The organism is Marinobacterium sp. MBR-111 (assembly GCF_040547585.1).
In the GTDB taxonomy this organism is placed as follows: domain Bacteria; phylum Pseudomonadota; class Gammaproteobacteria; order Pseudomonadales; family Balneatricaceae; genus Marinobacterium; species Marinobacterium iners.
On the sequence record NZ_JBEPQA010000022.1, the window covers coordinates 14418 to 41343 of the forward strand.

The following is a 26926-nucleotide window of genomic DNA, read 5'->3' on the forward strand; positions in this document are numbered from 1 at the left end:
GGAAATGCTGCCCCTGTAGGGCAGCTTTATCGGCCAGACTTGATCGAGTGCATATCATTCAGTCGAAAAGGTCTCGGTGCATGATGCCTTCGTTGACCCAGCGCGCCAGTTCAGCCTCTGCTTCAGCCTTGCTGGCCCCTTTGCGTTGCAGTAACCGCGTCAGAACGCCGTCGATCCCACTCCCCAGCGTAGACGCGCGGCCACAGATATACAGGGTGGCACCCCGGTTGATCCATTCCAGCAGTTGATCACCCCGGTGTTCAATCCGCTCGGTGATATAGCGCTGATCACCACCATCACGAGAGAAGACGGTATCAAGGTTAGTGATAACGCCCTGCTCCTTGAGCGCCTTGATCTGCTCTCCATACAGGAAGTCACCTTTCTCGTGACGGTTACCAAACAGCAGCCAAACCGGTCCCTTTCGATCCGTGGCAGCGTGCGCCTCAAGAAATCCTATAAAAGGTGCAATGCCACAACCAGTCGCTACCAGGATCATCGGATGCTCTGAGTTCTGAGGCGGATTGAACCCCGGATGAGCCACCAGTTCGACATTCCGTGATTCGTTCAGCGGCCAGTTCAAACAGAGTTCACTGCTGCCAAGACCCAGAACCTCATTACCCTGTTCAGTTTCATATCGCAGCAACCCTACCGTCAGGCGCACCTTGCCGGGGCTTGTTTCATAATCCGAACCGATTGAGTAGGTGCGCGGCTCTGCATCTGGTCGGGGCTGAAACTGGAACAGGTCACCGGGGGCAAAACGGGCACTCTCCGGCACGGCAAACGTCAGGCTGTAACTGTGAGGGCTATCGTCACCCATCGGAGTATCCAGACGGGTACGCTCAATCAGCGTCGCCTCACACCGTTGCCGTTGCACGGCCATACCACCGATCTGCAGGTTCCAGTTGTTGTACTCGGCGAGCTGTCGCAACCATTGCTGCCAACCAGCGGCAGGGTCGCCATCCACCTCGAGCAAAGTCAGCCGCTCATGGGCACCAGCCTTGATCAACTCAGTCCGTAAGCGCTGGCCACCGGCACAAAAATGGGTATAGCGGCGATCACCCAGTGCCAAAAGACTGAATGACACGCCTGCCAGCTGACTCGCTTTGATTCCGCTCACCCAGCTACGGGCATTATCGGGCAGCTCACCTTCACCGGTAGTCGAGCAGAGCACCAGCACCTGTTGGTAAGCATGCCACTTACTGGCAGGAAACGCGGCAATCGATCCCTGGTCAGCAATAATCCCTGACTTCTCCAGAGTGGCTGCGGTTGCAGCGGCCAAGCCCTGAGCTGTGCCGGTCTGACTGGCAAAGACGATCAGCACCTCTGCACCTGAACGGGTATCGCTGATACGAGCGGCTTGTCGACGCCTCAACCAGCTGATGAACCCTGTCAGCGTCAGCCCCATAACGAGCATCCCGACCAGCATGTTGAAAAGCCCGGATACCCAACCACCCCAAAGCCCTTCATGTAACATTTTGGGCCAGTTGGAGGACAAATCGATGGGAGTCACCTGATCGCCGCTGACCACCAACATGGCTTCCTCGGTTTCGATCAACAGAGAACCTGACTTGAAAGCACGCGCGCTGATCAACCCCGACAGGTTATGTTCGCCCGCCGCCTGCTCCAGACCCTGTTGCAACGAGGTGGGCTCCGCCCCGCGCTGCAGGCCCAGATCAGGACGCGCTACATGCAAGGTCATCAGAATACCGGTCAACGGCAGTAGCAGGACTAACGGAAACAGCCACACACCCAGGAATTGGTGCCAGCCCAGCAGTGACTGCTTGAACTTTGGCCAGCCCAACAAAATACCGACCACCACTATTGCCAGCATTGCCCAAGTCGCCCATTCCACCAACCAGCCGGCATCAACGAGCAGATCCTTGTGCAGATCTTTGATCCAGTCAAAGAAGGCCCCACCGGACGTCTCACTGGGACCAACGCGCACTGCATCGCTCAGGCGGTACTCACCCAGCGCAGGTATAACCCATTGACCGGACGTTGCACTGCGTTCGATGGCGACAACCGGCCCATCGGCAGACGCACTTTCCAGTAAAGCCTGCACTTGGCTAACCTCAACAGCCCCGGTGTAAGGCGGTGCCGAAAGATCGGCCAGTACGGGCTTGAGCGCCAGTACCATACCGGTCAAAGTAATCAACAAAAACAAGGGAGTCAGGAGCAGAGCAAGCCAACGGTGCACTTGCAGCAAGTACGATCTCATCATTCACCATCCTTAGCCATAGCGGCCACTGATTCAGTCAGTTGACCTCCATTTTAACCGAGCCTGACTTAAACAAAGATTAAGGTGCGTAAAGATACGTAAAACTGCCCAGCGACTGCCGAATATACATACATCTACAAATGTATCGATGTTTTTATACCGCCGATACGATAAAATAATGGTTCATTTTTCAACGATTTGAGTTGGGGTTCTTTACAGCTATGGCTAGACGCACCAAAGCCGAAGCAGCAGCCACGCGCGAAGCGTTGATTGATGCAGCAGAAGAGATGTTCATGGCTCATGGTGTAGCACGTACCACACTGGAACAGATTGCCCGTCACGCAGGCATGACACGCGGTGCCGTCTACTGGCATTTCAAGAACAAGGCTGACCTGTTCCGGGCCATGCTGGAACGGGTGCGAATGCCGTTTGATGAACTGGTGCAGGAGATTGATGATCCTGCACTGACCGAATCCCCACTGAACGCAATTCGCCTGGCATGCCTCAAGGGTCTGGCACGACTTGAGCAGCCCCGTTATACGCGTGTGCACTCAATTCTGTTGTACCGCTGCGAATTTTTCAGTGATATCGACCCTATCGCCATGCAGGAAGAGATCGCCTGTGACATTCATGAGGCTCTACTGCGTTACTTCGCCCTCGCCGCGGATCAGCAGGAGCTTTCAGTTGCACCAGAGGTGGCTGCCGATTTGATGAATACCTGTCTATCCGGCCTGTTTCATGATTGGCTGCGCAAACCTGACGCGTACTCTATCCTCAGCCGTGGTGAGACACTGATTTCCCACCTGATTGGGCTGATGACCCACCGCTGAAGCATACGGTTTGCCCCCTGCTCCCATAATCGTGCAATAAAAAAGGCGCCGTCCCGAAGGAAAGCGCCTTTTTTCAATATAACCTGAAAGTCAGTGAGCTGTATTTGATTCAGCCACACCACGCTTGCGGCTGATCCAATCCGACACATGTGCAATCATGGCGTAGAAGCTCGGCACGAAGCAGCTGGAGATGATCGCCACCGACGCCATACCAACCGACACCGCCGTACCAATATGATGACTGCTCACATCGCTGGCACCGCTGGCCAATGCCAGCGGCAGGGTGCCCAGGATAAAGGCAAAGGAGGTCATAACGATTGGGCGGAAACGCAACTCAGCCGCAGTAACAGCCGCTTCATGAATGGATTTGCCCAGCTCCTTGCGCTGCAATTCGGCAAATTCCACGATCAGGATGGCATTTTTCGCGGCAAGCCCCACTACCACCAGCAGGCCGATCTCGACATAGACGGACACCTCCAGTCCCCGCAGCACAATACCGCCGATGGCACCAAAAAAGGCAAACGGCGTGGCTGTCATAACCGCCAATGGCAGGGACCAGCTTTCGTACTGGGCCGCCAGTATCAGGAACATCATCAGAATACCGAAGATGATCGCCATGGAAGCCGTATTCCCCAGCGTTGTTTCCTGATAGGCCGTACCGGTCCAGCCCATGCCCCAGTTGTCACCCAGCTCCTGCTGTACAATTTCGTTCATGGCTTCAATGGCCTGAGCCGAACTGTACCCCGGTGCCGGTCCGCCCTGGAACTGGGCACCCAGATAGACGCCGAAACGGGATACCACCGCCGGACCAACCTGACGTTCCAGCGTTACGAACTCGGACAGAGGAATCCGCTCGCCATTTCCCGCACGCACAAAGATATTATTGATATCTTCGGGTTCGTCACGGTACTCATCTTCGTTCTGCAGATACACCTGGAAGTTGCGGTTTTGATAGCTGAAATAGTTCACAAAACCGTTACCCAGCGTATTCGACAGGGTTGCGTTCAGATCGGTCAGTGGCACCCCGTAGCTCAGGGCTTTCTGCTGGTCGATGTTGGCGCGGAACGAGGGCACATTCACGTTGAAGGTGGTGAATACCCGCTGCAGCGCAGGATTCTGGGCGGCGGCCTGCATCACTTTCACCGATGCCATGTACAGCTCTTCCGAGCTGGCACCGCCAAAGGACTGCAGATAGCCGGTAAAACCGCCTGTTGTTGAGAGTCCCATAATCGGCGGCATGTTGAAGGCGATGGCACTACCACCGTCAATCTGTGCACCCAACTGCATCACCTGGCCCACCAGCCGGTCAACTGTCAGTTCACGCTCTTCCCAGGGCACCAGACTAATGAACATGATACCCCGAGCGGTGTTCACCGCACTGGAAAGGATGTCATAGCCTGCAACCGACACGACATGATTAACGCCGGGGATCTGTTCGATCTCCTCACTCAGCTTACCCATGTACTGACTGGTTCGATCCAGTGAAGCGGCATCGGGCAGCTGAACACTGACCAACGCAATCCCCTGATCCGTTTCCGGTACCAAAGAAGTCGGCGTCGTGCTGAACATCCACCAGGAACCGGCACTGAACGCAGCGGTCAGCGCCAGTGCAAGCACCCAACGCTGTACCAGCAGCTTAACGATCCAGACATAGGCAGTTGTAACAGCCGCAAACACGCGATCAAACAGGCGAAGTGGCGCATGCAATACGTGCAACACACCCGAACCTTCGAAACGCGGCTTATGTTTGATGAAAATGGCCGACAGTGCCGGTGTAAAGGTCAGTGCCATCAGGGCCGAGAAGCCCACCGAAATCGCAACCGTCAGCGCAAACTGTTGGTAGATCTGGCCGGTAAAACCGCCAAGGAACGCTACCGGCACAAACACGGCCGCCATGATAAGCGAAGTCGCAATAACCGGGCCGCCCACCTCTTTCATTGCTCGGATGGTGGCATCACGCACGCTGATGTCATCATCTTCACTCAACACACGCTCAACGTTTTCCACCACCAGAATGGCATCGTCCACAACGATCCCGATCGACAGCACCAGCGCAAACAATGTCAGCAGGTTGATTGAGAAGCCGAACAGATAGAAGCCGGCAAAGGTTGCGATAACCGACACCGGCACCACCGACATGGCGATCACGGTAAAGCGCCAGTTCTGCAGGAACACGAACAGAATCACGCCAACGATCAGGAACGCCTCGATGAAGGTCGTCACCACGGTTTCAACGGATGAACTGATAAACAGCGTGGTGTCGTACGGTACTACGTAATCCAGACCCGGCGGAAAGCGTCCGGCCAGCTCTTCCATCTTGGCCTTGACCGCCAGTGATGTTTCCAGCGCGTTGGCGCCCGGCTGCTGGTTGATGATAATGGGCGTCATACCGGCCCCATCAAGACGTGCATCGATACCGTAGAATGAGGCACCCAGCTCGATACGAGCCACATCTTTCAACAATAGCGCCGAACCGTCAGCATTGGTGCGCAGGAAAATATTACGGAAATCATCCGCACTGGACAGGCGTCCACCCGCCGTCACAGTATAGGTATAGGCACGCGGATTCGCATTGGGTGTTGCCGCCAGACTGCCTGCCGGCACTTCGGTATTCTGCGACCGAATTGCGGCTGCCACTTCAGTTGGTGTCAGGTCATACTGCGCCAGCTTATCGGGGTCCATCCAGATGCGCATGGCGAACTTGCCACCACCGAGCACCTCCGCTTCACCCACACCCGGCACCTGACGCAACTCATCCAGTACATTCAGAGTGGCGTAGTTCTGCATGTAGATGTTGTCGTAGTCACCCTGGGGCGAAATCATCGCCACTACCATCAGGATAGAGCTGGAGCGCAACTTGACCGTCACCCCCTGCGCCTGTACCTGTTCGGGCAGCTGAGACAGCGCACCCTGCACACGGTTATTGACGTTGATGGTGTTGGTATCACCATCAGTGCCGATATCAAACGCCACGCTTAGGCTCATGATACCGTTGTCGGCACTGGTCGAGGTCATGTACAACATGTTCTCGACCCCGTTGATTGCCTCGGCCAGTGGGGCTGCCACGGTCTGGGCCACGGTCTCGGCATTGGCACCGGGGAAGCGTGCCTGCACCGACACTGTGGGGGGAACAACGCTGGGATACTGCTCGATCGGCAGCACGCGCATGCTGACAACCCCGACCAGGGTCAGGATAATTGCCAGCACCGTGGCAAAGATCGGCCGACCGATGAAGAAATTGGAGAAATTCATTCGGCGTTCGCCTCCTCTGCCGCTTCATCAGCAGCGGCTGCCTGGATCGGCGTACCCGGCTTGATACCGGAAGGATCACCGGATACAACCTGTACACCCTCTTCCAGCCCTTCAAGAATGATCTGCCATTCACCGGCAATCTCACCCAGCTGAACCGCCTGTGCGCGGGCCTTGCCTTCTTCATCAATTACAAATACCTGAGGCCCCATCAGCCCCTGAGTAACGGCAATTTCAGGCACGGCAATCACATTGAAACGCTTCAGCCCTTCGATGCTGACACGCACAAACTGCCCCGGCAGTACCTGTGCATCAGGGTTTTCAAAGCGGGCAGAGGCCTGCACAGTACTTGTGCTCTCATCCACTCGAGATCCCAGAAAGTCCATCTGCCCTTGCAGAGTCAGGGACTGGGTACCGTTGTTGCCAGCCAGCTGAAGCGAGGCCCGAATGTCTCGAATATCAGTCCCTCCGGCAGCCAGCTGCTTGCGCAGCTCAAAGGCATCCCGTTGAGGCAGCTGGAAGCGTACTTCAAGCGGGTCCAGCGGGGTGATGGTCACCAGTTCTGAACCGGCATTGACCAGATTGCCCAGATTGATCTGGCTGAGTCCAACCATGCCGGCAACAGGTGCCTTTACCTGGGTGTAATTCAAGTCAATACGCGCACTGGCCAGTGCCGCCTCTGCCTGAGCAACACGGGCCTGAGCAACACTCTGTTCAGCTTCTGCCTGATCGACCTGCTGACGACTGACTGAATTGCGGCTGAGCAGCTGCTGATAACGCTCCGCATCGCGGCGGGCGCGGTCCAGCTCTGCCTGGGCACTTTTCAGGTCTGCAGCCCGTTCGTTGACGCGAGCCTGATACAACTCTGGCTCGATGGTATAGAGCAGATCCCCTTGCTCAACCCAGTCACCCTGCTCGAACTGACGCGTTTCCAGTACCCCGGTCACACGCGCCACTAACGTGACTTCGTCATCGCTGCGCAGCAATGATGAATATGATTTTTGTAGCGGAATATCCTGTCGCTTGACGGTTAGTACTTCGGTCGTCACCGGCGGAAGTGCCCGCCCGCCGGGGGCTGCAGCACTCTGAGGCGCTTCGTCGCTGCCACAGGCCACCAGCAGCGATGCCGCCAGGGCCAGCAGAACTCCCCGACCGGTATGAAAAGCTGTTTTCATGACGTTAATCCCGTTTCCAAAAGCAGAGTGAAAAGATAGGGTATTTTACATTCATCCATGTATGGATGTAAATCAGACTATGCTGACTAAACACTTTCACGACAGGCCTCGTAAAAGCTTGTTGAAATCAAACTTTTTAGGCGATCAGTGATCCTGTTGCCCGCTGCAGCATGAAACTCTTTTACCCGGTTGCAGGTCCTAAGCAGTAGAACATAACGGGAGATACCCATGATTATCCGAAATGGATACATTGCCGGCGGCATACTTGCACTGGCGCTGTCTGTATTTGCATCAACACGGCTGACCGCAGCTGACACCCCAGCTACTCCTGACCTGTCGCAGTATCCAGTAGCAACCTTTGCCGGTGGCTGTTTCTGGTGCGTTGAACAGGGCTTCGAGAAAATTCCCGGTGTTATTGAAGCCATCTCAGGCTACAGTGGCGGCACCGAGCCAAACCCGACCTATGAACAGGTGTCCTCAGGCAGCACCGGCCATACTGAAGCTGTACAGGTCTACTATGATCCGACACTGATCACTTACCAGGGGCTTGTAGAAGGCTTCTGGCGTTTCATGGACCCCACCGATGCCAAGGGCCAATTTGTCGACCGCGGGCAACAGTATCGTCCGGCCATTTTCTATCATGATGATCAGCAGCGACAGGTAGCCGAATCCTCCCGTGATGCCCTGGCCGCGTCCGGGCGCTATGACAAACCGGTGGTGATCGAGATCACGCCCTTCAACACATTCTACGAGGCGGAAGGCTACCATCAGGACTATTACAAAAAGAACCCGGTGCGATATCGCTTTTATACTCACAACTCGGGGCGTTACCAGTTTATCGAGCAAGTTTGGGGGGATGATCAAAAACTCGACTTCAGCCAGTTTCGCCCAACTAAAGCCGAGTCTAGCAGTACAGAGATGGGGCCACCTGGGAAGGACTATAAACGCCCCTCGGATGAGGTTCTGCGTCAGCGCCTGACACCGGAGCAGTTCAAGGTGACGCGCGAGGATGGTACTGAACGCGCCTTTGAAAATGAATATTGGGATGAAAAACGTCCCGGCATTTACGTTGATGTCATTTCAGGCGAGCCACTATTCTCATCACGCGACAAGTATAAATCGGGCACCGGCTGGCCCAGTTTTACGCAACCCATCAGCAAGGGCATGGTCACCGAGCACGAGGACCGTTCTTGGTTTATGACCCGAACTGAAATTCGCAGCGCGCTGGCCGATTCACATTTGGGTCATGTGTTCAATGATGGTCCGGCACCCACCGGGCTGCGCTACTGCATGAACTCGGCAGCCATGCGCTTCATCCCGCTTGAGGAGATGGAAGCACAGGGCTATGGCGACTGGATCGACGCGGTTCGTTGAGACCCGTGACGGGCGCTGCGGACAGACCGTCTCAGCGCCTGCGTTCGTAGACGCTCAGGCTGACAGCCGTTGCCAGATTGAGCGATTCGATCTGGCTTGCACCAGCAATGGTGAACAGGCGTGCCGACAGACTGTCGAGCTGCTCACGGGGCACGCCACGCGCCTCGTTGCCGAACAGATAGCAGTCACACTCACTGAATGCAGGCGCACTGAGCGGCTCACCCTGCATATCGAGACAACCGATCCGGTTGTAACGACCCGCAAGGCTCTCCAGCGGTACATCCAGCTCCAGTGGCACATGGAAAATCGCCCCCATGCTGGCACGAATCACTTTGGGGTTGAACGGATCGACGCTGTTTGGGCTGAGCAGGCAACGAAAGCCGCCGAACCAGGCCAGAGTACGCAGAATCGTCCCCAGATTGCCGGGGTCCTGAACCTCATGCAGATAAATCGCAATATCGCCATCAGCAGGCGATGGCCGTATCGCGTCGATGGGTAACACGGCCAGTATCCCCTGAGGGGACTTGGTCGCGCTGAGCGCACGCATCTGTTTACTGCCGATTTCATGCTTGACCAGCGGCGTTGGCCAGTCCCGGTATTCTTCGGTCAGATACAGTTCGGCGGCCTGCAGCTCGGGACGGAGCTGCAACGCCTGCTGCAGCTCCAGTACCAGATGCTCGCCCTCAACCAGACAGGCGCCCAGCTCGCTGCGGTACTTTTTCTGCTGCAGCTTCTTGATGTCGTCCAGTTTCATGCCGATTCGGTTTCCCGCTGCTGCAGAATGTCCAGTGCCACCGCTTCCGCCACCTTGATGCCATCAATACCGGCCGACAGAATACCACCGGCATACCCTGCCCCCTCACCGGCAGGGTAAAGGCCGCGCACATTGAGACTCTGCAGGGTGTGTGGGTCGCGGGTGATGCGAATCGGCGATGAGGTACGCGATTCAATCCCGGTCAGCACCGCATCTTCGCGGTCAAAGCCGCGGATCTTGCGACCAAAGGCCGGCAGCGCCTCGCGCATGGCCTCGATCACGTAATCCGGCAGCGCTTCGGCCAGGTCACAGAGTTTCACTCCGGGCTGATAGGAGGGTTCAACCTCGCCCAGCTTTTCGGAAGGACGACCCCGCAAAAAGTCTCCCACCAGCTGAGCCGGGGCTCGGTAGTCACAACCACCCAGCTGATAGGCGATCGATTCCAGCTTTTCCTGCAGTTCGATCCCGGCCAACGGGCCACCAGGGAAATCCTGCTCCGGGTTAATGCCCACCACAATGCCAGCGTTCGCGTTACGCTCCTTGCGCGAGTACTGACTCATGCCATTGGTCACCACACGCCCCTCTTCCGAGGTTGCCGCCACGACCTGACCACCCGGGCACATGCAGAAGCTGTAAACGGCGCGGCCATTTTTGGCATGGTGGATCAGTTTGTAATCAGCTGCCCCCAACTCTTCATGCCCTGCATACTTGCCAAGACGCGCCCGGTCGATCATCGACTGCGGGTGCTCAATACGAAAACCGATGGCGAAGGGTTTGGGTTCGATATGTACTTCGCGCTGGTGCAGCATGCGGAAGGTATCACGCGCACTGTGCCCCAGCGCCAGAACCACATGACGGCTCAGCAACTGACTGCCATCAGCCAGGGTCACGCCCTTGACTTCGCCATTGTCCAGCAGCAAGTCGGTCACTTTGGATTCAAACCGAATTTCGCCCCCCATCTCAATGATGCTCTGACGCATCCTTGATACCACCGTGGTCAAGCGGAAGGTGCCGATATGCGGCTTATTGACATACAGGATATTGTCTGGCGCACCGTGATCAACAAACTCCTGCATCACCTTGCGGCCATAGAATTTGGGGTCCTTGACCTGTGAATACAGCTTGCCGTCCGAAAACAGCCCTGCTCCACCTTCGCCAAACTGAACGTTGGATTCAGTACTCAGATTGTGCTTACGCCAAAGTGCCCAGGTATCCTGTGTGCGCTTGCGCACATCCCGGCCGCGCTCCAGCACGATCGGCTTGAACCCCATCTGCGCCAGAATCGTGGCGGCAAACAGGCCACAGGGGCCAAAACCGATCACCAGCGGTCGTTCAGCCAGATCGGCGGGGGCCACGGCAACTGGGTGATACTCCGTATCCGGCGCCATGGTCACATGCGGGTCATCGACAAAGCGTGCCAGCACGGCAGCCTCATCTTTCACATCCAGGTGGATAATGTAGACGAAGGTAATCTCGGTGTTCTTCTTACGCGCATCATAGCTGCGCTTGAAAACACTGAAACCGAGTAGCGCATCATCCGCCAGCCCAAGCCGTTTCAGAATGGCCTGACGCAGGGCGATTTCAGGATGATCAAGAGGAAGAGAGAGTTCGCTGAGACGGATCATGGCAAGGGTTCCGGCCGGTTTATCCGGCAAAGAGACAACAAACCGCGAATTATAGCGACCAACAAGGGTAAAGTCAGTCTGATACACCCGAGAACATGGCACCAACAGGCTGCGAGACGTACAATCGGGTTTTAATTTTCAGATGGTTTCAACCGGTATGGCCCGTTCCAAAAGCAGTGCACGCTGGCTCGATGAGCACGTCAACGACCCCTTCGTCAAACAGGCACAGAAAGACGGTTACCGTTCCCGTGCCAGCTACAAGTTATTGGCGATCAATGAAAAGGACAAGCTGATTCGTCCCGGCATGCTGGTGATCGACCTGGGCTCGGCGCCCGGTGGCTGGTCACAGGTCGCCTCCAAACTGGTCGGCACAGGTGGCAAAGTGATCGCATCCGACATTTTGCCAATGGACAGTCTGCCCGATGTGGAGTTTATTCAGGGCGATTTCACTGAAGACAGCGTATTCGAGCAGATCCTGCACGCGATCAATGACAATCCGGTTGATGTCGTGATCTCGGACATGGCACCCAACCTGAGCGGTATCGCCACGGCGGATCAGGCAACCTCCATTTACCTGATCGAACTGGCGCTGGACATGGCACAACAGGTCCTGAAGCCCAAAGGCAGCTTTATTGCCAAGGCGTTTCAAGGTGAGGGCTATGAAGCGTTCGTGAAGGAAGTTCGCAACCACTTTGACACAGTGGTTATTCGCAAACCGGAAGCATCACGTTCACGCTCACGTGAAGTCTACGTGGTAGGCAAGGGCTTCCGTGGTTGAAAATTTTCACCAATAAATTGAAGTAACCGTCGTTATCAGCTACACCTGTATCCAAACAACAAAAAGCGTATCTAAATGAATACACAAGATAGCGATTGCCTGCCAAAGCTCTCCGGCCAGCTGCCGGCAGCGAAATGATCCACCGGCGGGTCGGTCTTGGTCTGACCGCCAAGACGCTGGGCATGACCCTCCTGATCCTCGCCCTGATTATCGGCGTTACGGCCATCATGAGCCGTGCCTTCGAGCGTTTGCACGATCAGGTAGACACGCTCACCAGTACCGAAATGGAAAACCTGATGACCTCAGTGCGACTGGTGCAACAGGCCGAGTCGCTGAACAGCCTTGGCTTTGGCCTGTCTGTTGCCAACAACCACACCGAGCGACGTCAGGCGCTGATAAATCTGACCGATCGAACCCTCTGGGTAAACCAGCTGACCGACCGCCTTGCCCAGCAGGGTGGCAACCCTGATCTGATCAATCAGGTCCGCGAGACACAAGCACAGCTGCAGAGCAACATTGCCGAACTGAATGAGCTGGTCAGCCAGCGCATCGATACCGGGCGCCAAGCGGGGCTTGAGCGCCAAATCAGAGCCCTGTCACACAACAACCGTGAACTGGCCGGGCAACTGGCTATACTGATGGGCTACTTTTCCGCCACCATGCGCCAACAGATGGTGATGCAAAGCGAGCAGCTTGCCGCCGAGATCAATGTCCAGCAACGCAATCTGATCGCACTTGCCCTGTTGCTGCTGGTCTTTGCCTTGTTGGCCGGGGTTTATTTCGAGGTCGTGGTGGTGAGGCGCATCCTGCAGATGCAGCGCAATGTGAGCGCCCCGGTTGTTGATGTTGATGCCTTTGATACTCATGGTGGCGATGAAATTTCCAGTCTGGCCAAAACCGTGCGCAGTTACGTCCAGCGCATACAGTATCAGGAAGCTCGCATGCGCGAAGCACATCAGGAGCTGACCTTTCTGGCTGAGCACGATGTCTTGACCGGGCTTGCTAACCGTCGTCATTTTCAGGCGGCCGCCCGACGTCTGCTGCGTCAGAGCTACCAACCATTATGTGTGGCTATTGGTGATATTGATCACTTCAAGAAGGTCAATGACCGGTTCGGTCATGCCACCGGAGATCAGGTCTTGATTGAAGTTTCACGGCAATTATCCGAAGGGCTGAGGGAAAGCGATATTCTGGCTCGATTCGGCGGTGAGGAGTTTGCCATTATTCTGACGACAGGCTCCCTGGAAGCTGGTTATCAGGTACTCGACAAGCTGCGAAGCCTGATTGCTGAGAAGCCGTTTTTATCCAGTCAGAAGCACGAAATTCACCTGAGCATGAGTTTTGGAGTTGCCCTGGTTGATGCAACAGTTCTTCAGAGCGAGACAGATGACCAACTGACCGAAAGCCTGCTGGATGCGGCGCTGCACGCGGCTGACAAGGCTCTCTATGATGCCAAGCGACAAGGCCGGAATATGGTCGCCTTAGCTCCAAAGACCGTTTATGCGCAGGCTATCTGATCTGTTTCATTGTGCCTGTTTCAGCGTCATTGGCAGGTTGATGCTGCCGTTTCTGCTGCTGTGCAGCCTGCCTCTGCAGGCCAGTGAGCACATTCGGCTTGGTATTCAGCTGGAACCGCCCACTCTCGACCCTACCGTTACTGCCGCTGCCTCGGCTGGCGAGATTACCTGGTGCAATCTCTTCGAAGGCCTCACGCTGGTCGATGGCGAAGGCCTTTTGAGGCCACGACTGGCACGCAAATGGCACCTGTCCGAAGATGGACTGACCTATACCTTCGAGCTGCACAAGGGCGTGACTTTTCACGACGGCAGCCGCTTCGATGCCCATGTTGCCGCCTTTTCCCTCAATCGACTGCTGGATGAAAACAGCGGCAACCCCCAGCAACAATGGTTTGAGCAGGTCGATAGTGTCACCGCTCAGAGTGACGAGCACCTCATCATCACGCTCAAACGACCCGACGCCGTGCTGCCCTTCGCCCTGTCACTGCCTGCAGCCGTCATGGTTCACCCGGACACCGTTGCAAACAACAGTGAACACCCAATCGGCACCGGTCCCTTCCGCTTCGGTCGCTGGGAGAAAGGGCATTCCGTCACCCTGAAGCGCAATATGGATTACTGGGGCAAGCCACCTTACCTGCACCAGGCACAGTTTCTGTTCATGCAGACCACAGTAGGCACCGAGAACATTCTGGCCGAAGGGCTGGTCGATGGTCTGCTGAGCGTTACCCGAGTTGGCAACCGTTTCATGATTCGACCCGATTACCGCATGAGCGCACGCAAACTGCAGAGCAAGATGATTCTGGCGATCAACAATGCGCGCCCGCCATTCAACGATTTGCGCGTGCGCCGTGCTCTGTCACACGCCATTGACCGCAACCGCGTCAGCAAACTGTACGGTGCTCAATTCGAGCCGGAACTTATTGGTACGCATTTCCCGCCTTCACACCCTGCCTATGTGGATCTGGTAGACCGCTACCCCTTCGACCGGTTACTGGCCCGTCAGCTACTGAGTGCGGCCGAAGTACCTGAAGGCCAGACACTCACACTGACAATTCCCCCGACCGATTATGGCCGTTACGGTGGCTTGATGATTGCGGATGATCTGGAAGCGGTCGGGTTCAGAGTCAAGCTGGAGCAGGTGGACTGGACCACATGGATGGAGCGGGTATTCCGGCAGAAGGATTACGAACTGACGCTTATCATGCATGTCGAGCCCATGGATCTGAACATCTATGCTCGTGACGACTACTACTTCAATTATGACAACGCCGCGTTCAAAACGATTTGGGAGCGGGTACTGAATGCACGTACTGAAGATGAACTACACCGACTGCTTGGTGAGGCCCAGCGCCGCATCACTGAAGATGCAGTGAATGTGTATCTGTTCATGCGCCCGGAACAGAACCTGATGCACCGGGACCTAGAAGGGATGTGGGAAAAGAGCCCCATCCCCTCCTTCGTGCTGGAAGATATCCGCTGGAAAGATCAGAAGCGGTAGGACCAGGCCAACCCCAGAATATCCTGACTCATGCTCAGGTCCGCCTCACCGCCACCAAATGCGGCAAGAGAACCGTTACCTTCGACAGACTCTTCAAGTGCTCGTGTATAGGCGAATGTCAGTTCCTGCGCTGGAGACGGCCGCCAGCTGGCACCCAGACTGACATGTTCCTGTACCACACCTGGTGCCAGAATATTGAAAAAGGTCTCACTGCTCGGCACCGGCTGGTCCGCATAGCTGTAACCGGCCCTAAACGTCAGGCGGCTTGACCAGTCATAGCTGACACCCAGCTTGTAGACATTGATATCCTGCCAGCCAAAACCCGAGCCGTTATCCTGCCCCAACTGTGTAATCGGAATCAGCGGGTTGCCCACTGAGGCCACATCACTGTAGTTAATACGCTGCCAATCACCCGCCAGGGTCCACTGCGGATTCATCTGCCAGGCAAAGCCGAGACCATAAGTTTCCGGTACATCAAAGCCACCCTGTTCAGCAAACAGACCACGGTAATCGCTGAAGCGGTCGGTCTTGATTTTGGATGACCAGCTGGCAGCCAGTGTCAGAGTATCGGTCACCTGCCCCTGCCAGCCGAGCTTAAGACCGAAACCGTCTGAGCTGTCGTGGCCATTGTCACTCAAGGCGGCAGGATTTGAAGACATGCTTTCGAAGGCTGGACCATTGACGCCTCGGGCTTCAAACATCTGATACACATAGGTCAGGCCGACACCCACACTGTAGCGCTCGGTCAGTCGATAGCCCACGGATGAGGTGACAAACAGCTGGGAAAGATCCACCCCTGCATCGCCAGTTGCGCCAGCGCCTGCATAGGGGTTGTTGGCATAGGAGGTATTCATGCCACCATTGGCATACATGGCCACACCGTAGGCCAGGCGCTCCGAGTGCTGGCGACTGAAGCCCAGCTCAGGTATCCAGAAGCTTTTGTCACCGTTGCCGTCATACTGACCATTGAATGCCGGGTTGCCGCTGATACGCGCATCGCGTTCCGGCTTGAACCAGGTGACACCCAGATCAAACTGATCTCCCAATACCGTAAGCGCAGCCGGATTGCTGGCGGCCGAAATGCTGTCGTGCGCCATCGCATAGCTGACACCGGCCATCCCCTGGGCCTTGATGCTGTTACCGTGGGTGAAGTAACCGTTGGTTGCTTCAGCAGTCAGCGGCAGGGTTGCCAGCGCAATGGCCGCGGCAAGGGGATGCAGTTTGTTCACGACGCTCTCCGTTAAAACAGTGTCTAATTAAGAACGTCATCATATTATTAAAAGTTATATAAGAAAAATAACTTTGATGCTTAAGATATATGCAAGGTGGTTATAAGCGAACGCCTGCCCGTTCAATAGAACCGAATCAGCACCACGCCCACCAGCAGAAACGCCACGCCCAGCACCCGCCCCAACGTGATATCGAACTGGGGAAAGGTCGCCCAGCCGAGATGATCGAGAATCACCGAGGTAATCAGCTGACCGGCTACAAACAGGGCGATCATGGTGGCAGCACCGATACGCGGCGCCAGAAAGACACCGGTAGAGACAAACAGCGCCCCCATGAAACCGCCTGTCCAAGCCCACCAGGGCGCCTGCCTGAGATCACTCAGCAACGGCCATTCAAACCGCATCCCTACGACGATCACAAACAGCGCCAGTGTACCAATCAGAAACGAGATAAAGGACGCCCATATCGCTCCTTGGCTGTGCAGCGCCAACGTGCTGTTCACACCGGCCTGCAGGGGCATCATCATGCCGGCCACAAACGCCAGCGAAAGCCAGAAAAACAGCATGGAGCCTCCTTTCTTCATCATTCACTCAACGGCGGGTCAGATAGACACCGCACTCCAGATGGTCGGTGTAGGGAAACTGGTCGAAGATCGCAAACCGCTCCAGTTTGTGGGTTTTGCTGATCTGTTGCAGATTTTCGTGCAGCGTCTCGGGGTTGCAGGAGATATACAGGATATGCGGATATTCGCAGATCTGCTCCACCGTATGCTCATCCAGACCGGCACGCGGCGGGTCCACCAGTACGGTGGTAAAGTCACACTCGTCCAGCGCCAGCCCCTGCACCTTACGACTGGTTTTCTCGCCCTTGAGGATCAGTGACAGATCTTCCGAGGGCATGCGCAGTACGTCAATATTATCGATACCGTTTTCCTGAATGTTCCACTCGGCGGAACGCACCGATACCTTGGAGATCTCGGTGGCCACCACGCGGCGGAAATTCTGCGCCAGTGGCAGGGTAAAGTTTCCGTTACCGCAATAGAATTCCACCAGATCACCGCCAGCGTGGGCACTGGCATCAATCGCCCACTCGATCATCTTTTCGCAGACATGGCCGTTGGGCTGGGTAAAGCCGTTTTCGGTCTGCTGATAACGGTAGGCGCGGCCGTTGATGTTCAGGGTTTCGACCACGAAGTCGTTATCCAGCACGATCTTCTGCTTGCGTGAACGTCCGATAATGCCGATGTTGAACTGTTCACACAGCGGCTTGACCCGCTCGACCCACTCGTCATCCAGTTTGCGATGGTAGATAAGGCTGACCAGCAACTCACCGGACAGGGTGCTGAGAAAGTCGACCTGAAACATTTTGAAGCGCAGTACCGGGTCGAGGCGAATTACCTCGATCAGCTCGAACATCACGTCATGGATGCGTTCGGCTACCATCGGACAGCTGTCCAACCGTACCGGCGTGCGCTTGTCACCGTCGAACATGACGTAATAGAGGTCATCGCCCTCATGCCAGGTGCGGAACTCGGCGCGCAGGCGGTAATGCTCGGGTTCAGAGGTAAACACCTCGATCGCGGGCAGATCGAATTCGGCAAATTGTGCTTCGATACGGGCTTTCTTGGTCGCCAGCAAGGCGTCGTACTGATCAGGCTCCACGCGGGGAAGGGCCATCGGCTAACCTCTGTGTTCTGTTGCTCGGGACGGGCGGCGGATTTTAGCACAGCCACCCCCAGCCTTCATTCAGAGATCAATCCAGCGTAGAATGCAGGGCTTCATTTGTCTTCAACCGACTCAGAGCCAACGATGTCCGACAGCAAGCGCAAGATTCTCGTCACCAGTGCCCTGCCCTACGCCAACGGTCCCATCCATCTGGGCCATCTGGTGGAGTATATCCAGACTGATATCTGGGTTCGTTTCCAGAAGCAGCGTGGCCATCAGTGTACCTACGTCTGTGCCGATGACGCCCACGGTACGCCGATCATGCTCAAGGCCGACCAGCTGGGCAAGAGCCCGCAGGAACTGATCGACCAGGTCAGTGCCGAGCACCAGCGCGACTTCGCCGGCTTCATGGTCAACTTCGACAACTACTACTCTACCCACTCGGAAGAGAACCGCCACTTCTCCGCGCTGATCTACGAGCGCCTGCGCGATGCCGGTCATATCACCCGCCGCACCATCACCCAGGCCTACGACCCGGTGAAGAACATGTTCCTGCCGGACCGCTTTATCAAGGGCGACTGCCCGAAATGCGGTGCCAAGGACCAGTACGGCGACTCCTGCGAAGCCTGTGGCGCTACTTATCAGCCGACCGAGCTGAAGAACGCCTACTCGGCCGTTTCCGGTGCGACCCCGATCGAGAAGGAATCCGAGCACTTTTTCTTCAAACTGGGTGACTTTGAAGAATTTCTGCGCACCTGGGTCAACGAGCACGTTCAGAGCCAGATGACCCACAAGCTCAACGAGTGGTTCGAGTCCGGCCTGCAGGAGTGGGATATCTCTCGCGATGCACCCTACTGGGGCTTCGAGATCCCCGACGCACCGGGCAAGTACTTCTATGTCTGGATGGACGCACCGATCGGCTACATGGCCAGCTTCAAGAACTGGTGTGACAAGAACGAGGTCGACTTCGACGAATACTGGAAGCAGGATTCCGATGCCGAGCTGTACCACTTCATCGGCAAGGACATCGCCTATTTCCACACCCTGTTCTGGCCGGCCGAGCTGAAAGGCGCGGGCTTCCGCACGCCTACAGGCGTGTTCTGCCACGGCTTCCTGACCGTCAACGGCCAGAAGATGTCCAAGTCCCGCGGCACCTTCATCATGGCCGAGACCTACCTGAAGCACCTGCGCCCGGAATACCTGCGCTACTACTTCGCCGCCAAGCTGGGCTCCGGCATCGACGATATCGACCTGAGCCTGGAAGACTTCCGCTTCCGCGTTAATGCCGACCTGGTCAACAAGGTGGTCAACATTGCCAGCCGCTGTGCCGGTTTCATTCAGAAAAAATTCGACGGCATGCTCGACTCCGAGCTGACCTACGCGTCGCTCTACCATGAAGCGGTCGCCGCCGGTCACAGCATCGCCGAGGCCTACGAGAAGCGCGAATATTCGCGTGCCATGCGCGAAATCATGCACATCGCCGACAAGGCCAACCAGTACATCGACAACGCCGAACCCTGGGTACTGGCCAAACAGGAAGGCCGCGAAGCCGAAGTACAGGCCAGCTGCACTCTGGGCATCAACCTGTTCCGCGTGATCATCAGCTATCTGGCCCCGGTACTGCCGGAAGTGGCCAAAGAAGCCTGTGCGTTCCTCAACATCGACACCCTGGCCTGGGATGCGATAGAGCAGCCGCTGCTGAGCCATAAAATCAACAAGTTCAAGCCGCTGATGCAGCGCGTGGACGAGAAAGTGATCGAGCAGCTGATCGAAGACTCCAAGCAGAGCCTGGAAGCCCAGCCGCAGGTACAGACCGCCAAACCGGCTGCTTCAAACGAGCTGAGCAAGGAACCGATCGCCGACACCATCGAATTCCCGGATTTCGCCAAGATCGACCTGCGCGTCGCCAAAATCGCCAAGGCGGAGCACGTGGAAGGTGCCGACAAGCTGCTGCGCCTGACGCTGGACCTGGGCGGCGAAACCCGCAACGTCTTCGCCGGCATCAAGTCCGCCTACAAGCCGGAAGACCTGGAAGGCAAGCTGACCGTCATGGTCGCCAACCTGGCCCCGCGCAAGATGAAATTCGGCATGTCGGAAGGCATGGTACTGGCTGCAGGACCGGGTGGTGAGGATCTGTGGATTCTGGAGCCGCACGAAGGGGCTCAGCCCGGCATGAGAATAAAATAAAAACGGCCTTGCATAATTGACTTGCTACAGCGCGGCGCTTCTATTGCCCCTTGTGAGCAGTCGAGCATCGCAGCGGCAACAGGGAAAAATGTTTGGATTGTCTGAGCCACGCAGTGGCGAGTTTTCCAAACATCCCTGTTGACGCGAGACGCGCAGAGTAGCCGAAGGCCTACTCTTAGGGGTGCCCTTTCTTTTGGTTACTTTTCTTTGGGCACGCAAAGAAAAGTAACAATCTCATGAATAGTCATCATCCGGATTCGCCAGTTTCACCTGCAGCGGATCCATCTTCCCACCCGGCATACCGATCATTTCGTTGTACGGGCTTTCATGCACCAGCACGGTGTCGGTAATCCCCAGCCCCTTGAACTGAAACTTGGCATCGAGCTGGCTATTGAAGCGCATTATCGTGCCCTTGTCATCGCACACGTTTAGCAGCTCTTCACCCTTCTTCAGTTTGACCTGAACCAGGTACATGCTGCTTTCAAATGCGCGCACGACCAGTTGTTCGATCTGGCCGATCTGCTTTTTAACTTCTTCGAGCGAAATCTTCATTGATACCCTCCTGTTGCATTACTGCATTTACGCAGGCCCGTTACAGACGGTTTAACTGTGTTCGTATTTAAGGTAAAACATCCCTCCTGCTTGATGGAGGTACAGGATGAAGTGTCTGATTATCGGGGCCGGCGGGATCGGCTGTTATTACGGCGCCAGGCTGCTTGAGGCTAAACATGAGGTGACCTTTGTTGCCCGTGGTGCGCACCTTGAGGCGATGCAGCAACAAGGACTAACGGTTGAGCATGAAGCCTTGAAATTTCACGCACCCGTTGATGCTGTTTCAATGGAGCAGCTGCTGGCCGAGCGCACCTGTGCCGACTATGACCTGATCATGCTGGCACTGAAGGCCGGTGCAACCGCCGACTGGCTTGAGCAAAGCCATGCCTGGCTGAGCAAAGCCGACACGCCGGTGCTGTCACTGCAGAACGGGGTCGACAATGAGCCTTTGATCGCGGACCGGATCGGTGCTGAACGCACCCTTGGCGGGCTGGCGGTACGGATCGGCGGGCATATCATCGCGCCAGGGCATATTGAGGCAAGGGGACCGGCTCAGGTGGTAATGGGCTGCTGGCCTGCCACCACCGACGATGACACGCGACTGAATATTCTGGCCGAAACCCTGAACGCCGCCGGCATCCCCACCCGCGTCACGGCCAATATCCGTTACGAATTGTGGAAGAAGCTGCTGATCAACAACGGTGTCAATCCGCTCAGCGCCCTGACTGGCTTGGATACACGCAGCCTGACCGCCGACCCGGTTTTGGGCAAAACGGTCTACCGGATGATGCAGGAGGTCGCCATTGCGGCACGGGCCGATGAGGTTGAACTGACCGCTGCCGACGTAGACGAGATGTTTGAGTTGATCAGCAACTTTGACGCGATCAAGACCTCCATGCTGGTCGATCGCGAAAAGGGACGGCCGCTGGAGCTGGACGAGATCAGCGGCGCCGTGATCCGCCGCTGCAAGGCGCTGGGCGAAGACGCCCCATGGACCGAGATGACCGAGCGTTTGCTGCGCCTTGAAATCCGCCCCTTGCAATGGCGACCACAGCCCGCATAATGCCGCCTTTTGAATCGTCAACCTGAGGATACGCCGATGACACCTGAAGCCTTTGCCGCCCGTTTGGGCACCGATGACAGCATCGATTTTGAAGACACCATGGCGGTAATCAGCGAGCATTTCGACTACGCGCCCTGCGCCTTCAACAACGGCGAAATCTTCAACGAAGCGGGCCAGAACGAGGGCTCCTGCAAGATCTTCGGTTTTGGCAAACTGATGGAGCTGGATGAAGCTCAAACACTGGCCTGTTTTGGCCGCTTCTACCGCGATGTCCTTACCACCCCTGACGGCACTGATCACGGCAATATTCGCAATTTCATGCAATCCGGCTGGGCCGGCATTCAGTTTGAAGGCGAACCACTGCGCCGCAAAAGCTGATCAGGCATCAGAGTCAAACAGCGGAAGCTGTACCGCTTCCGCGTCGCCTTCAGCCGTATCAAGCCGATACCCCACCCCAACCAGCCGTACCGGCTTCTGGCCCCGCTGCCAGGCCTCTTCAATCAGGGCCATGAACAGCGCCTTGTCGGGGCGACTGCTGCGGGTTTCGGCCGTAGTCTGGCTGAAGTCCTTAAACTTGAGTTTGACAACCGCGCCGATAATGCGCCGCTGCTCACGATGCTTTTCATAGCGCCGCTCAAGATCGGCCAACAACTCATCCAGCTGGGCCTGACAGGCTGCCAGATCAGGCAGATCACGGCTGAAGGTATGCTCAGTACTGACTGACTTGCGCTCGCGGCTCAGGCGTACCTCCCGGTTGTCCTGCCCTCTTGCCAGCTGCCACAAGCGTTCACCAAAGCGTCCAAACAGCTCGGTCAGTTGCTGCTGTGACAGCTGTTGCAACTGGTCACAAGTCTCGACCCCTAGTCCCAATAGCTTCTCCTGCGTCCGCGGCCCCACACCCGGAATTTTCTTCACCGGCAGCTGCGCCACAAATTCGGCCTGTCGCATCGGATCGACCACACAGAGACCATCCGGCTTGTTCCAGTCACTGGCCACCTTGGCCAGAAACTTGTTCTGCGCCACACCGGCCGATACGGTAATACCAGTCTCTTCCCTCACCTGCTGACGAATGGCCTGCGCAATCCGCGTCGCACTGCCATCGAACAGAGGGCTGCCCGTCACATCCAGATAGGCTTCGTCGATGGAAACCGGCTCGATCGTATCGCTGTAACGACGATAGATATCAAAGATTCGCTCCGCTACCTCGCGGTAACGCGCCATGTTGCCGGACACCAGTTGCAATTGGGGGCAAAGCTGCAGCGCCCGGGCAGTCGACATGGCGGAATGCACACCAAAGCGCCGTGCGGGGTAGTTGCAGGTTGCAATTACTCCACGCCTCTCGGCCGCCCCTCCTACTGCAAGAGGAACCTCACACCACTCTGGATGATCCAGCATCTCAACTGCGGCAAAAAAACAGTCGCAATCCAGATGTATTATTTTGCGTGTATTGCCTGACATTCGCCCACCTGTCATCCAGCATTCATCTGACTGTCACTTCAGTGTCAGATCACCGCCATAGTGTACAGGCAGTGAACTGAGGTGACCCAACATGCAGATCGATGTCGAACAGGTACTGGTCAACAAGTACCCCGCTTTTGCAGAAAAACCGGCTCCCGTACGCCGCTCCACCCTGTTCTGCCTGCGCCGCCTGGTGCGTGAACAGGAGATCAACCACTTCCTCGAAACCCATCGCGGCGTGCGTGGCTTCGAGTTTGTGGATCAGGTTCTGGACTACTTTAATTTCAGTTACGCCATCAGCCACAAGGAGCGAATGAACATCCCTTCTTCAGGCCGCGTCGTGATTGTAGCCAACCATCCACTGGGGGCACTCGACGGTCTGGCGCTGCTGAAATTGGTAGGAGAGGTCCGCCGTGATGTGCGCATCATCGCCAACGATGTACTGATGCACTTCGATGCACTGCACAACCTGTTCCTGCCAGTCGATAATCTGGGTGGCAACACCCGCAAAGACAACATCAACCGTATTGTGGAAGCGCTGCAAAATGATGAGGCCATTATCGTCTTTCCTGCCGGCGAAGTATCCCGTGCGGGTCTGACCGGTATCAAGGATGGGCGCTGGAACAGTGGCTTCCTGCACTTTGCTCGTCGTGCCAATGCCCCTATTCTGCCTGTCTATCTGGGCGGCAAGAATTCGACGTTGTTCTACAGCCTGTCATACATCAACCGTTCCATGTCGACCCTGTTGCTGGCGCGTGAAATGTTCAACAAGCACTCGGTGACACTGCCTGTGCGGGTGGGCGAGCCGATCGCCTTCAGTCAGCTGGATGCACTGCCGGTATCAAACCGGGACAAGGCCAAACTGCTGAAAAAACACCTGTATCGCATCGCCCGCAACAAGCCGCCACTGTTCCTGACCGAAAAGACCATCGCCCACCCGCAGAACCGACAGGCGCTCAAACTGGAACTGAAACAGGCTGAGCTGCTGGGCGAAACCGCGGATGGCAAGAAGATCTACCTGTTCGACTACCATCCCGATTCGGTTGTCATGCAGGAGATCGGGCGTCTGCGAGAAATTGCCTTTCGCACCGTGGGTGAAGGGACCGGCGAAAAGCGCGATCTTGACCATTATGACCAGCATTATCGTCACCTGATCCTTTGGGACGAAGACGATCTGGAGATTGCCGGTGCCTACCGTATCGGCGAAGGCCATCAGCGCCACAACGAGTCCGGATACCCGCTATACAGCGAATCACTGTTCCACTACAGCGAACAGATGGAACCGATTTTTGCCGCCGGTATCGAGCTGGGACGCAGCTTCGTTCAGCCACGGTACTGGGGCAAGCGCTCACTGGACTATCTCTGGTACGGCATCGGTGCCTACCTGCGTCGTCACCCGAACGTTCGCTACCTGTTCGGCCCAGTCAGCCTGAGCCACAGCTATCCGAAACGGGCGCGTGACCTGCTGGTCTGGTTCTACCGTCACTACTTCCCTGATCATGCCTGGCTGGCACGCTCACGCAGCCCCTACCTGATCGACAAGGATACCGAAAATGCCATCGCGGACATTTTCTGTGGCAACGACTATCGTGAAGATTTCAGTCGTCTGCGCCAGCAGCTGGAATTCCTTGGCGTAACCGTGCCGACGCTCTATAAGCAGTATTCGGAACTCTGTGAGCCCGGCGGGGTCAGTTTTCTCGACTTCGGCATCGACCCCGACTTCAACTACTGTATCGATGGGCTGGTACTGGTGGATACCGAACAGGTCAAGCTGCGCAAACGCGAACGCTATATCGGCACAACTGACGCCACCAACCGCTGAGCGTAATTTTGACAGGGTTTTGTTAAAGTATCAGTCCACACCCTTTTCGGGAGAACTGGATGCATCCACTGGGGCTGGTACTTTTTGCCCTGATCATACTGGGTAGCTGGTACTGGTGGCAGCGACAGCCTGACGACAAGCGAGGCAGCGCCACCCTCAAACTGATTCTGATTTTCGTCACCATCGGCTTGCTGGCGATGGCGATCACCGGACGCATGCACTGGCTCGGCGCCCTGATTGCACTGGTGCTGCCATTTCTGCAAAAACTGCTGCCACTGCTGCTACGCTTCCTGCCCTCACTGGCAGGTACTCTGAATCGCAAGCGCCAGCAGAAAAAACAGCAGCGGTCGAACCGCCCCAACAAACAGATGAGCCGTGACGAGGCACTTGAGATTCTTGGGCTCAAGCCGGACGCCAACCGCGATGATGTCATTCAGGCCCACCGTCGCCTGATCCAGAAACTGCACCCGGACCGGGACGGCAGTGCCTATCTGGCTGCGCGCATCAACGAGGCCCGCGACCGCCTGTTGGAATGACTAGTGCCACCAGTCAAGCTCATGATGCTCCATCATGGGCTTTCCTGAGGGCAGCAGTTCCAGCTCGCTACCATAGGCAGGATGGAAGTGAGTGAGCTTCAGCCGCCCTTCCAGATCGAGCTGAAATACCAGCTTCGAATCACTGCCTGCAGCCTCCTCTGAATCCAGCCACAGCTGCAGCCTTCCAGAGTCGGCCTGCTGCCAGCGGCCGCTGTACTCGATCACCGGCTGCTCATTCAGATAATCCTCAAGCAGCTGCGCCTTACCGTCTGGATCCAGTTGCAGGCTCAACCGGCGCGTCAGGAGTGTGTCTGCAGTTCGGTAGCGGGTAAACAGTCGCCACTGCTGCAAATCACCCAAACGCGCACAGCCATTGTAAAAAAGACCATCCACCTCGGCTGAAAGGGTCAAGGCATACCACCCTCCACGAGGCCCTTCGCAATCGCGTTTTTCGACCTCCATCAGCAGCTGATGGCTGCTGCGACCACCACCAGTGGCCATCGTCTGCTGCCAGCGCCGCACGGCCCCGAGTCGCTCACCTTCAGGGCGCTTGAATCCCAGCTGGCGCAAACTGTCACGGTAATGCACTCGAATCTGCCGTTCACGCAACTCGAAAACGGTATTGCCACGCATGGCAACAGCCCACAGCTTGATATCAGGCAAATCAACATCACAGGCTTTAAGCGACCCGCCGACCAGCAACGGCTGGGTCAGCTCTACACCCTTAATCGATACACGACCAAATGCCTCGATATATACGGGCCAGCCATCACCCAAGCTCTGACGCGCATACTCGCGTTCCAGTGGTTCACCCATCAAGGCAATCGGGTGACGCATTGTCAGGCCACAAGGCTCAAACCAGTACCCTTCAGCATTCTGAACCAGCATCCCTCGCAAGAAAGTACGAGGCTCGGCAGACTGATTGGCCACACCTGCACAGCCGGTCAGCAGCAGGCTAAACAGCAATAACATGGGTCGTCTGAGTATATCGCTCACGGCGTGCATCCTTGTTCTCAACAACGAAATCATCAACTTAAGAATAATACCTTCTAGCCAGGGGCGATATGATCTATCCCATAATCTGGCCCGCTATGGATTTTGACCTACACTGACATCACTCTACCTCAGCAAGGAGATTCGTCATGTCGGATCATGTCTACAAGATTATCGAAATTGCAGGCTCCTCCGCCGAAAGTCACGATGATGCCATTCGCAATGCGGTTGCCAAAGCAGCCGAGACCATAGGTCACCTCAACTGGTATGAGGTAAAAGAGGTGCGCGGGCATATCGCAGACGGCAAAATAGCCCACTACCAGGTTGTCATTCGGGTAGGATTCAGGCTCGAATAAATGACCTTCCATACACGGCTCACTCGGAGGCTGCCCACGCCTACCGT

22 protein-coding genes are annotated in these 26926 nt (G+C 56.3%); 11 read left to right on the forward strand and 11 right to left on the reverse strand.

Going from position 1 to position 26926, the window contains the following annotated elements; all coding sequences use genetic code 11:
* Nucleotides 1-58: 58 nt before the first annotated feature.
* On the reverse strand, nt 59-2221 hold the full coding sequence (locus ABIE61_RS14255) for a PepSY domain-containing protein (protein WP_354410623.1): 2163 nt from the start codon (nt 2219-2221) through the stop codon (nt 59-61).
* A 218-nt stretch (nt 2222-2439) separates the two neighbouring features.
* Here ABIE61_RS14255 and ABIE61_RS14260 point away from each other — a divergent pair, with 218 nt between their 5' ends.
* Nucleotides 2440-3048: a TetR family transcriptional regulator gene (locus ABIE61_RS14260; RefSeq protein WP_354410626.1), complete on the forward strand. Its 609-nt coding sequence runs from the start codon at nt 2440-2442 to the stop codon at nt 3046-3048.
* Nucleotides 3049-3138: 90 nt separating this feature from the next.
* On the opposite strand, the gene ABIE61_RS14265 is transcribed toward ABIE61_RS14260, so the two are convergent.
* Together ABIE61_RS14265 and ABIE61_RS14270 are read right to left on the reverse strand one after the other, a co-directional pair.
* Nucleotides 3139-6300: an efflux RND transporter permease subunit gene (locus ABIE61_RS14265; protein ID WP_354410628.1), complete on the reverse strand. Its 3162-nt coding sequence runs from the start codon at nt 6298-6300 to the stop codon at nt 3139-3141.
* A complete protein-coding gene (locus ABIE61_RS14270; RefSeq protein ID WP_354410631.1) occupies nt 6297-7472 on the reverse strand; it encodes an efflux RND transporter periplasmic adaptor subunit in 1176 nt (391 codons plus the stop codon). The genes ABIE61_RS14265 and ABIE61_RS14270 overlap by 4 nt, the downstream gene beginning before the upstream one ends.
* A gap of 228 nt (nt 7473-7700) precedes the next feature.
* Here ABIE61_RS14270 and msrB point away from each other — a divergent pair, with 228 nt between their 5' ends.
* A complete protein-coding gene (gene msrB / locus ABIE61_RS14275) occupies nt 7701-8846 on the forward strand; it encodes a peptide-methionine (R)-S-oxide reductase MsrB (RefSeq protein ID WP_354410633.1) in 1146 nt (381 codons plus the stop codon).
* Nucleotides 8847-8877: 31 nt separating this feature from the next.
* Here the strand turns inward: msrB and ABIE61_RS14280 are convergent, their stop codons facing one another.
* Both ABIE61_RS14280 and ABIE61_RS14285 read right to left on the reverse strand, forming a co-directional pair.
* Nucleotides 8878-9600, reverse strand: a complete 723-nt coding sequence (locus ABIE61_RS14280) for a TrmH family RNA methyltransferase (protein ID WP_354410635.1) — start codon at nt 9598-9600, stop codon at nt 8878-8880.
* A complete protein-coding gene (locus tag ABIE61_RS14285) occupies nt 9597-11225 on the reverse strand; it encodes an NAD(P)/FAD-dependent oxidoreductase (RefSeq protein WP_354410637.1) in 1629 nt (542 codons plus the stop codon). The genes ABIE61_RS14280 and ABIE61_RS14285 overlap by 4 nt, the downstream gene beginning before the upstream one ends.
* A gap of 157 nt (nt 11226-11382) precedes the next feature.
* On the opposite strand from ABIE61_RS14285, the gene rlmE reads away from it, so the two are divergent.
* From rlmE to ABIE61_RS14300, 3 genes are all read left to right on the forward strand, one after another.
* Nucleotides 11383-12003, forward strand: a complete 621-nt coding sequence (gene rlmE / locus ABIE61_RS14290; protein ID WP_354410640.1) for a 23S rRNA (uridine(2552)-2'-O)-methyltransferase RlmE — start codon at nt 11383-11385, stop codon at nt 12001-12003.
* A 95-nt stretch (nt 12004-12098) separates the two neighbouring features.
* Nucleotides 12099-13520: a GGDEF domain-containing protein gene (locus ABIE61_RS14295; RefSeq protein ID WP_354410642.1), complete on the forward strand. Its 1422-nt coding sequence runs from the start codon at nt 12099-12101 to the stop codon at nt 13518-13520.
* Complete coding sequence (locus tag ABIE61_RS14300) at nt 13504-15018, forward strand: ABC transporter substrate-binding protein (RefSeq protein WP_354410645.1); 1515 nt, start codon at nt 13504-13506, stop codon at nt 15016-15018. Before ABIE61_RS14295 ends, ABIE61_RS14300 begins: the two co-directional genes overlap by 17 nt.
* Here the strand turns inward: ABIE61_RS14300 and ABIE61_RS14305 are convergent.
* The 3 genes from ABIE61_RS14305 to trmA all read right to left on the reverse strand — a co-directional run bounded on the left by ABIE61_RS14305 (nt 15006) and on the right by trmA (nt 17924).
* The gene (locus tag ABIE61_RS14305) at nt 15006-16247 is read right to left on the reverse strand and encodes an OmpP1/FadL family transporter (RefSeq protein ID WP_354410646.1); all 1242 of its coding nucleotides are present in this window, start codon (nt 16245-16247) and stop codon (nt 15006-15008) included. The genes ABIE61_RS14300 and ABIE61_RS14305 overlap by 13 nt on opposite strands.
* A gap of 122 nt (nt 16248-16369) precedes the next feature.
* Nucleotides 16370-16813: a DMT family transporter gene (locus ABIE61_RS14310; RefSeq protein WP_354410648.1), complete on the reverse strand. Its 444-nt coding sequence runs from the start codon at nt 16811-16813 to the stop codon at nt 16370-16372.
* A gap of 25 nt (nt 16814-16838) precedes the next feature.
* Entirely contained in the window at nt 16839-17924 is a 1086-nt protein-coding gene (gene trmA / locus ABIE61_RS14315; RefSeq protein WP_354410651.1) for a tRNA (uridine(54)-C5)-methyltransferase TrmA, read from the reverse strand.
* Between the two features lie 132 nt (nt 17925-18056).
* Between trmA and metG the strand changes: the two genes are divergently transcribed.
* A complete protein-coding gene (gene metG, locus ABIE61_RS14320; RefSeq protein ID WP_354410654.1) occupies nt 18057-20099 on the forward strand; it encodes a methionine--tRNA ligase in 2043 nt (680 codons plus the stop codon).
* 234 nt (nt 20100-20333) lie between these two features.
* Here the strand turns inward: metG and ABIE61_RS14325 are convergent, their stop codons facing one another.
* Nucleotides 20334-20651 (reverse strand): DUF6482 family protein, encoded by a 318-nt coding sequence (locus ABIE61_RS14325; protein ID WP_354410657.1) that lies wholly within the window; start codon nt 20649-20651, stop codon nt 20334-20336.
* Nucleotides 20652-20757: 106 nt separating this feature from the next.
* On the opposite strand from ABIE61_RS14325, the gene ABIE61_RS14330 reads away from it, so the two are divergent.
* Both ABIE61_RS14330 and ABIE61_RS14335 read left to right on the forward strand, forming a co-directional pair.
* Nucleotides 20758-21714: a ketopantoate reductase family protein gene (locus tag ABIE61_RS14330; RefSeq protein WP_354410660.1), complete on the forward strand. Its 957-nt coding sequence runs from the start codon at nt 20758-20760 to the stop codon at nt 21712-21714.
* A gap of 36 nt (nt 21715-21750) precedes the next feature.
* Entirely contained in the window at nt 21751-22092 is a 342-nt protein-coding gene (locus tag ABIE61_RS14335; RefSeq protein ID WP_206841084.1) for a HopJ type III effector protein, read from the forward strand.
* Here the strand turns inward: ABIE61_RS14335 and dinB are convergent, their stop codons facing one another.
* Nucleotides 22093-23172 carry a DNA polymerase IV gene (dinB, locus tag ABIE61_RS14340; RefSeq protein WP_354410663.1) on the reverse strand — a complete coding sequence of 360 codons (1080 nt, stop codon included), beginning with the start codon at nt 23170-23172 and terminating at the stop codon, nt 22093-22095.
* A 91-nt stretch (nt 23173-23263) separates the two neighbouring features.
* Between dinB and olsF the strand changes: the two genes are divergently transcribed.
* Together olsF and ABIE61_RS14350 are read left to right on the forward strand one after the other, a co-directional pair.
* The gene (gene olsF, locus ABIE61_RS14345; protein ID WP_206841081.1) at nt 23264-24994 is read left to right on the forward strand and encodes a bifunctional ornithine lipid synthase OlsF; all 1731 of its coding nucleotides are present in this window, start codon (nt 23264-23266) and stop codon (nt 24992-24994) included.
* A 59-nt stretch (nt 24995-25053) separates the two neighbouring features.
* Nucleotides 25054-25530 carry a J domain-containing protein gene (locus ABIE61_RS14350; protein WP_091827592.1) on the forward strand — a complete coding sequence of 159 codons (477 nt, stop codon included), beginning with the start codon at nt 25054-25056 and terminating at the stop codon, nt 25528-25530.
* On the opposite strand, the gene ABIE61_RS14355 is transcribed toward ABIE61_RS14350, so the two are convergent.
* Entirely contained in the window at nt 25531-26526 is a 996-nt protein-coding gene (locus ABIE61_RS14355; RefSeq protein WP_354410667.1) for a hypothetical protein, read from the reverse strand.
* Nucleotides 26527-26672: 146 nt separating this feature from the next.
* Here ABIE61_RS14355 and ABIE61_RS14360 point away from each other — a divergent pair, with 146 nt between their 5' ends.
* Nucleotides 26673-26879, forward strand: a complete 207-nt coding sequence (locus tag ABIE61_RS14360; protein WP_354410670.1) for a dodecin — start codon at nt 26673-26675, stop codon at nt 26877-26879.
* Nucleotides 26880-26926 lie beyond the last annotated feature (47 nt).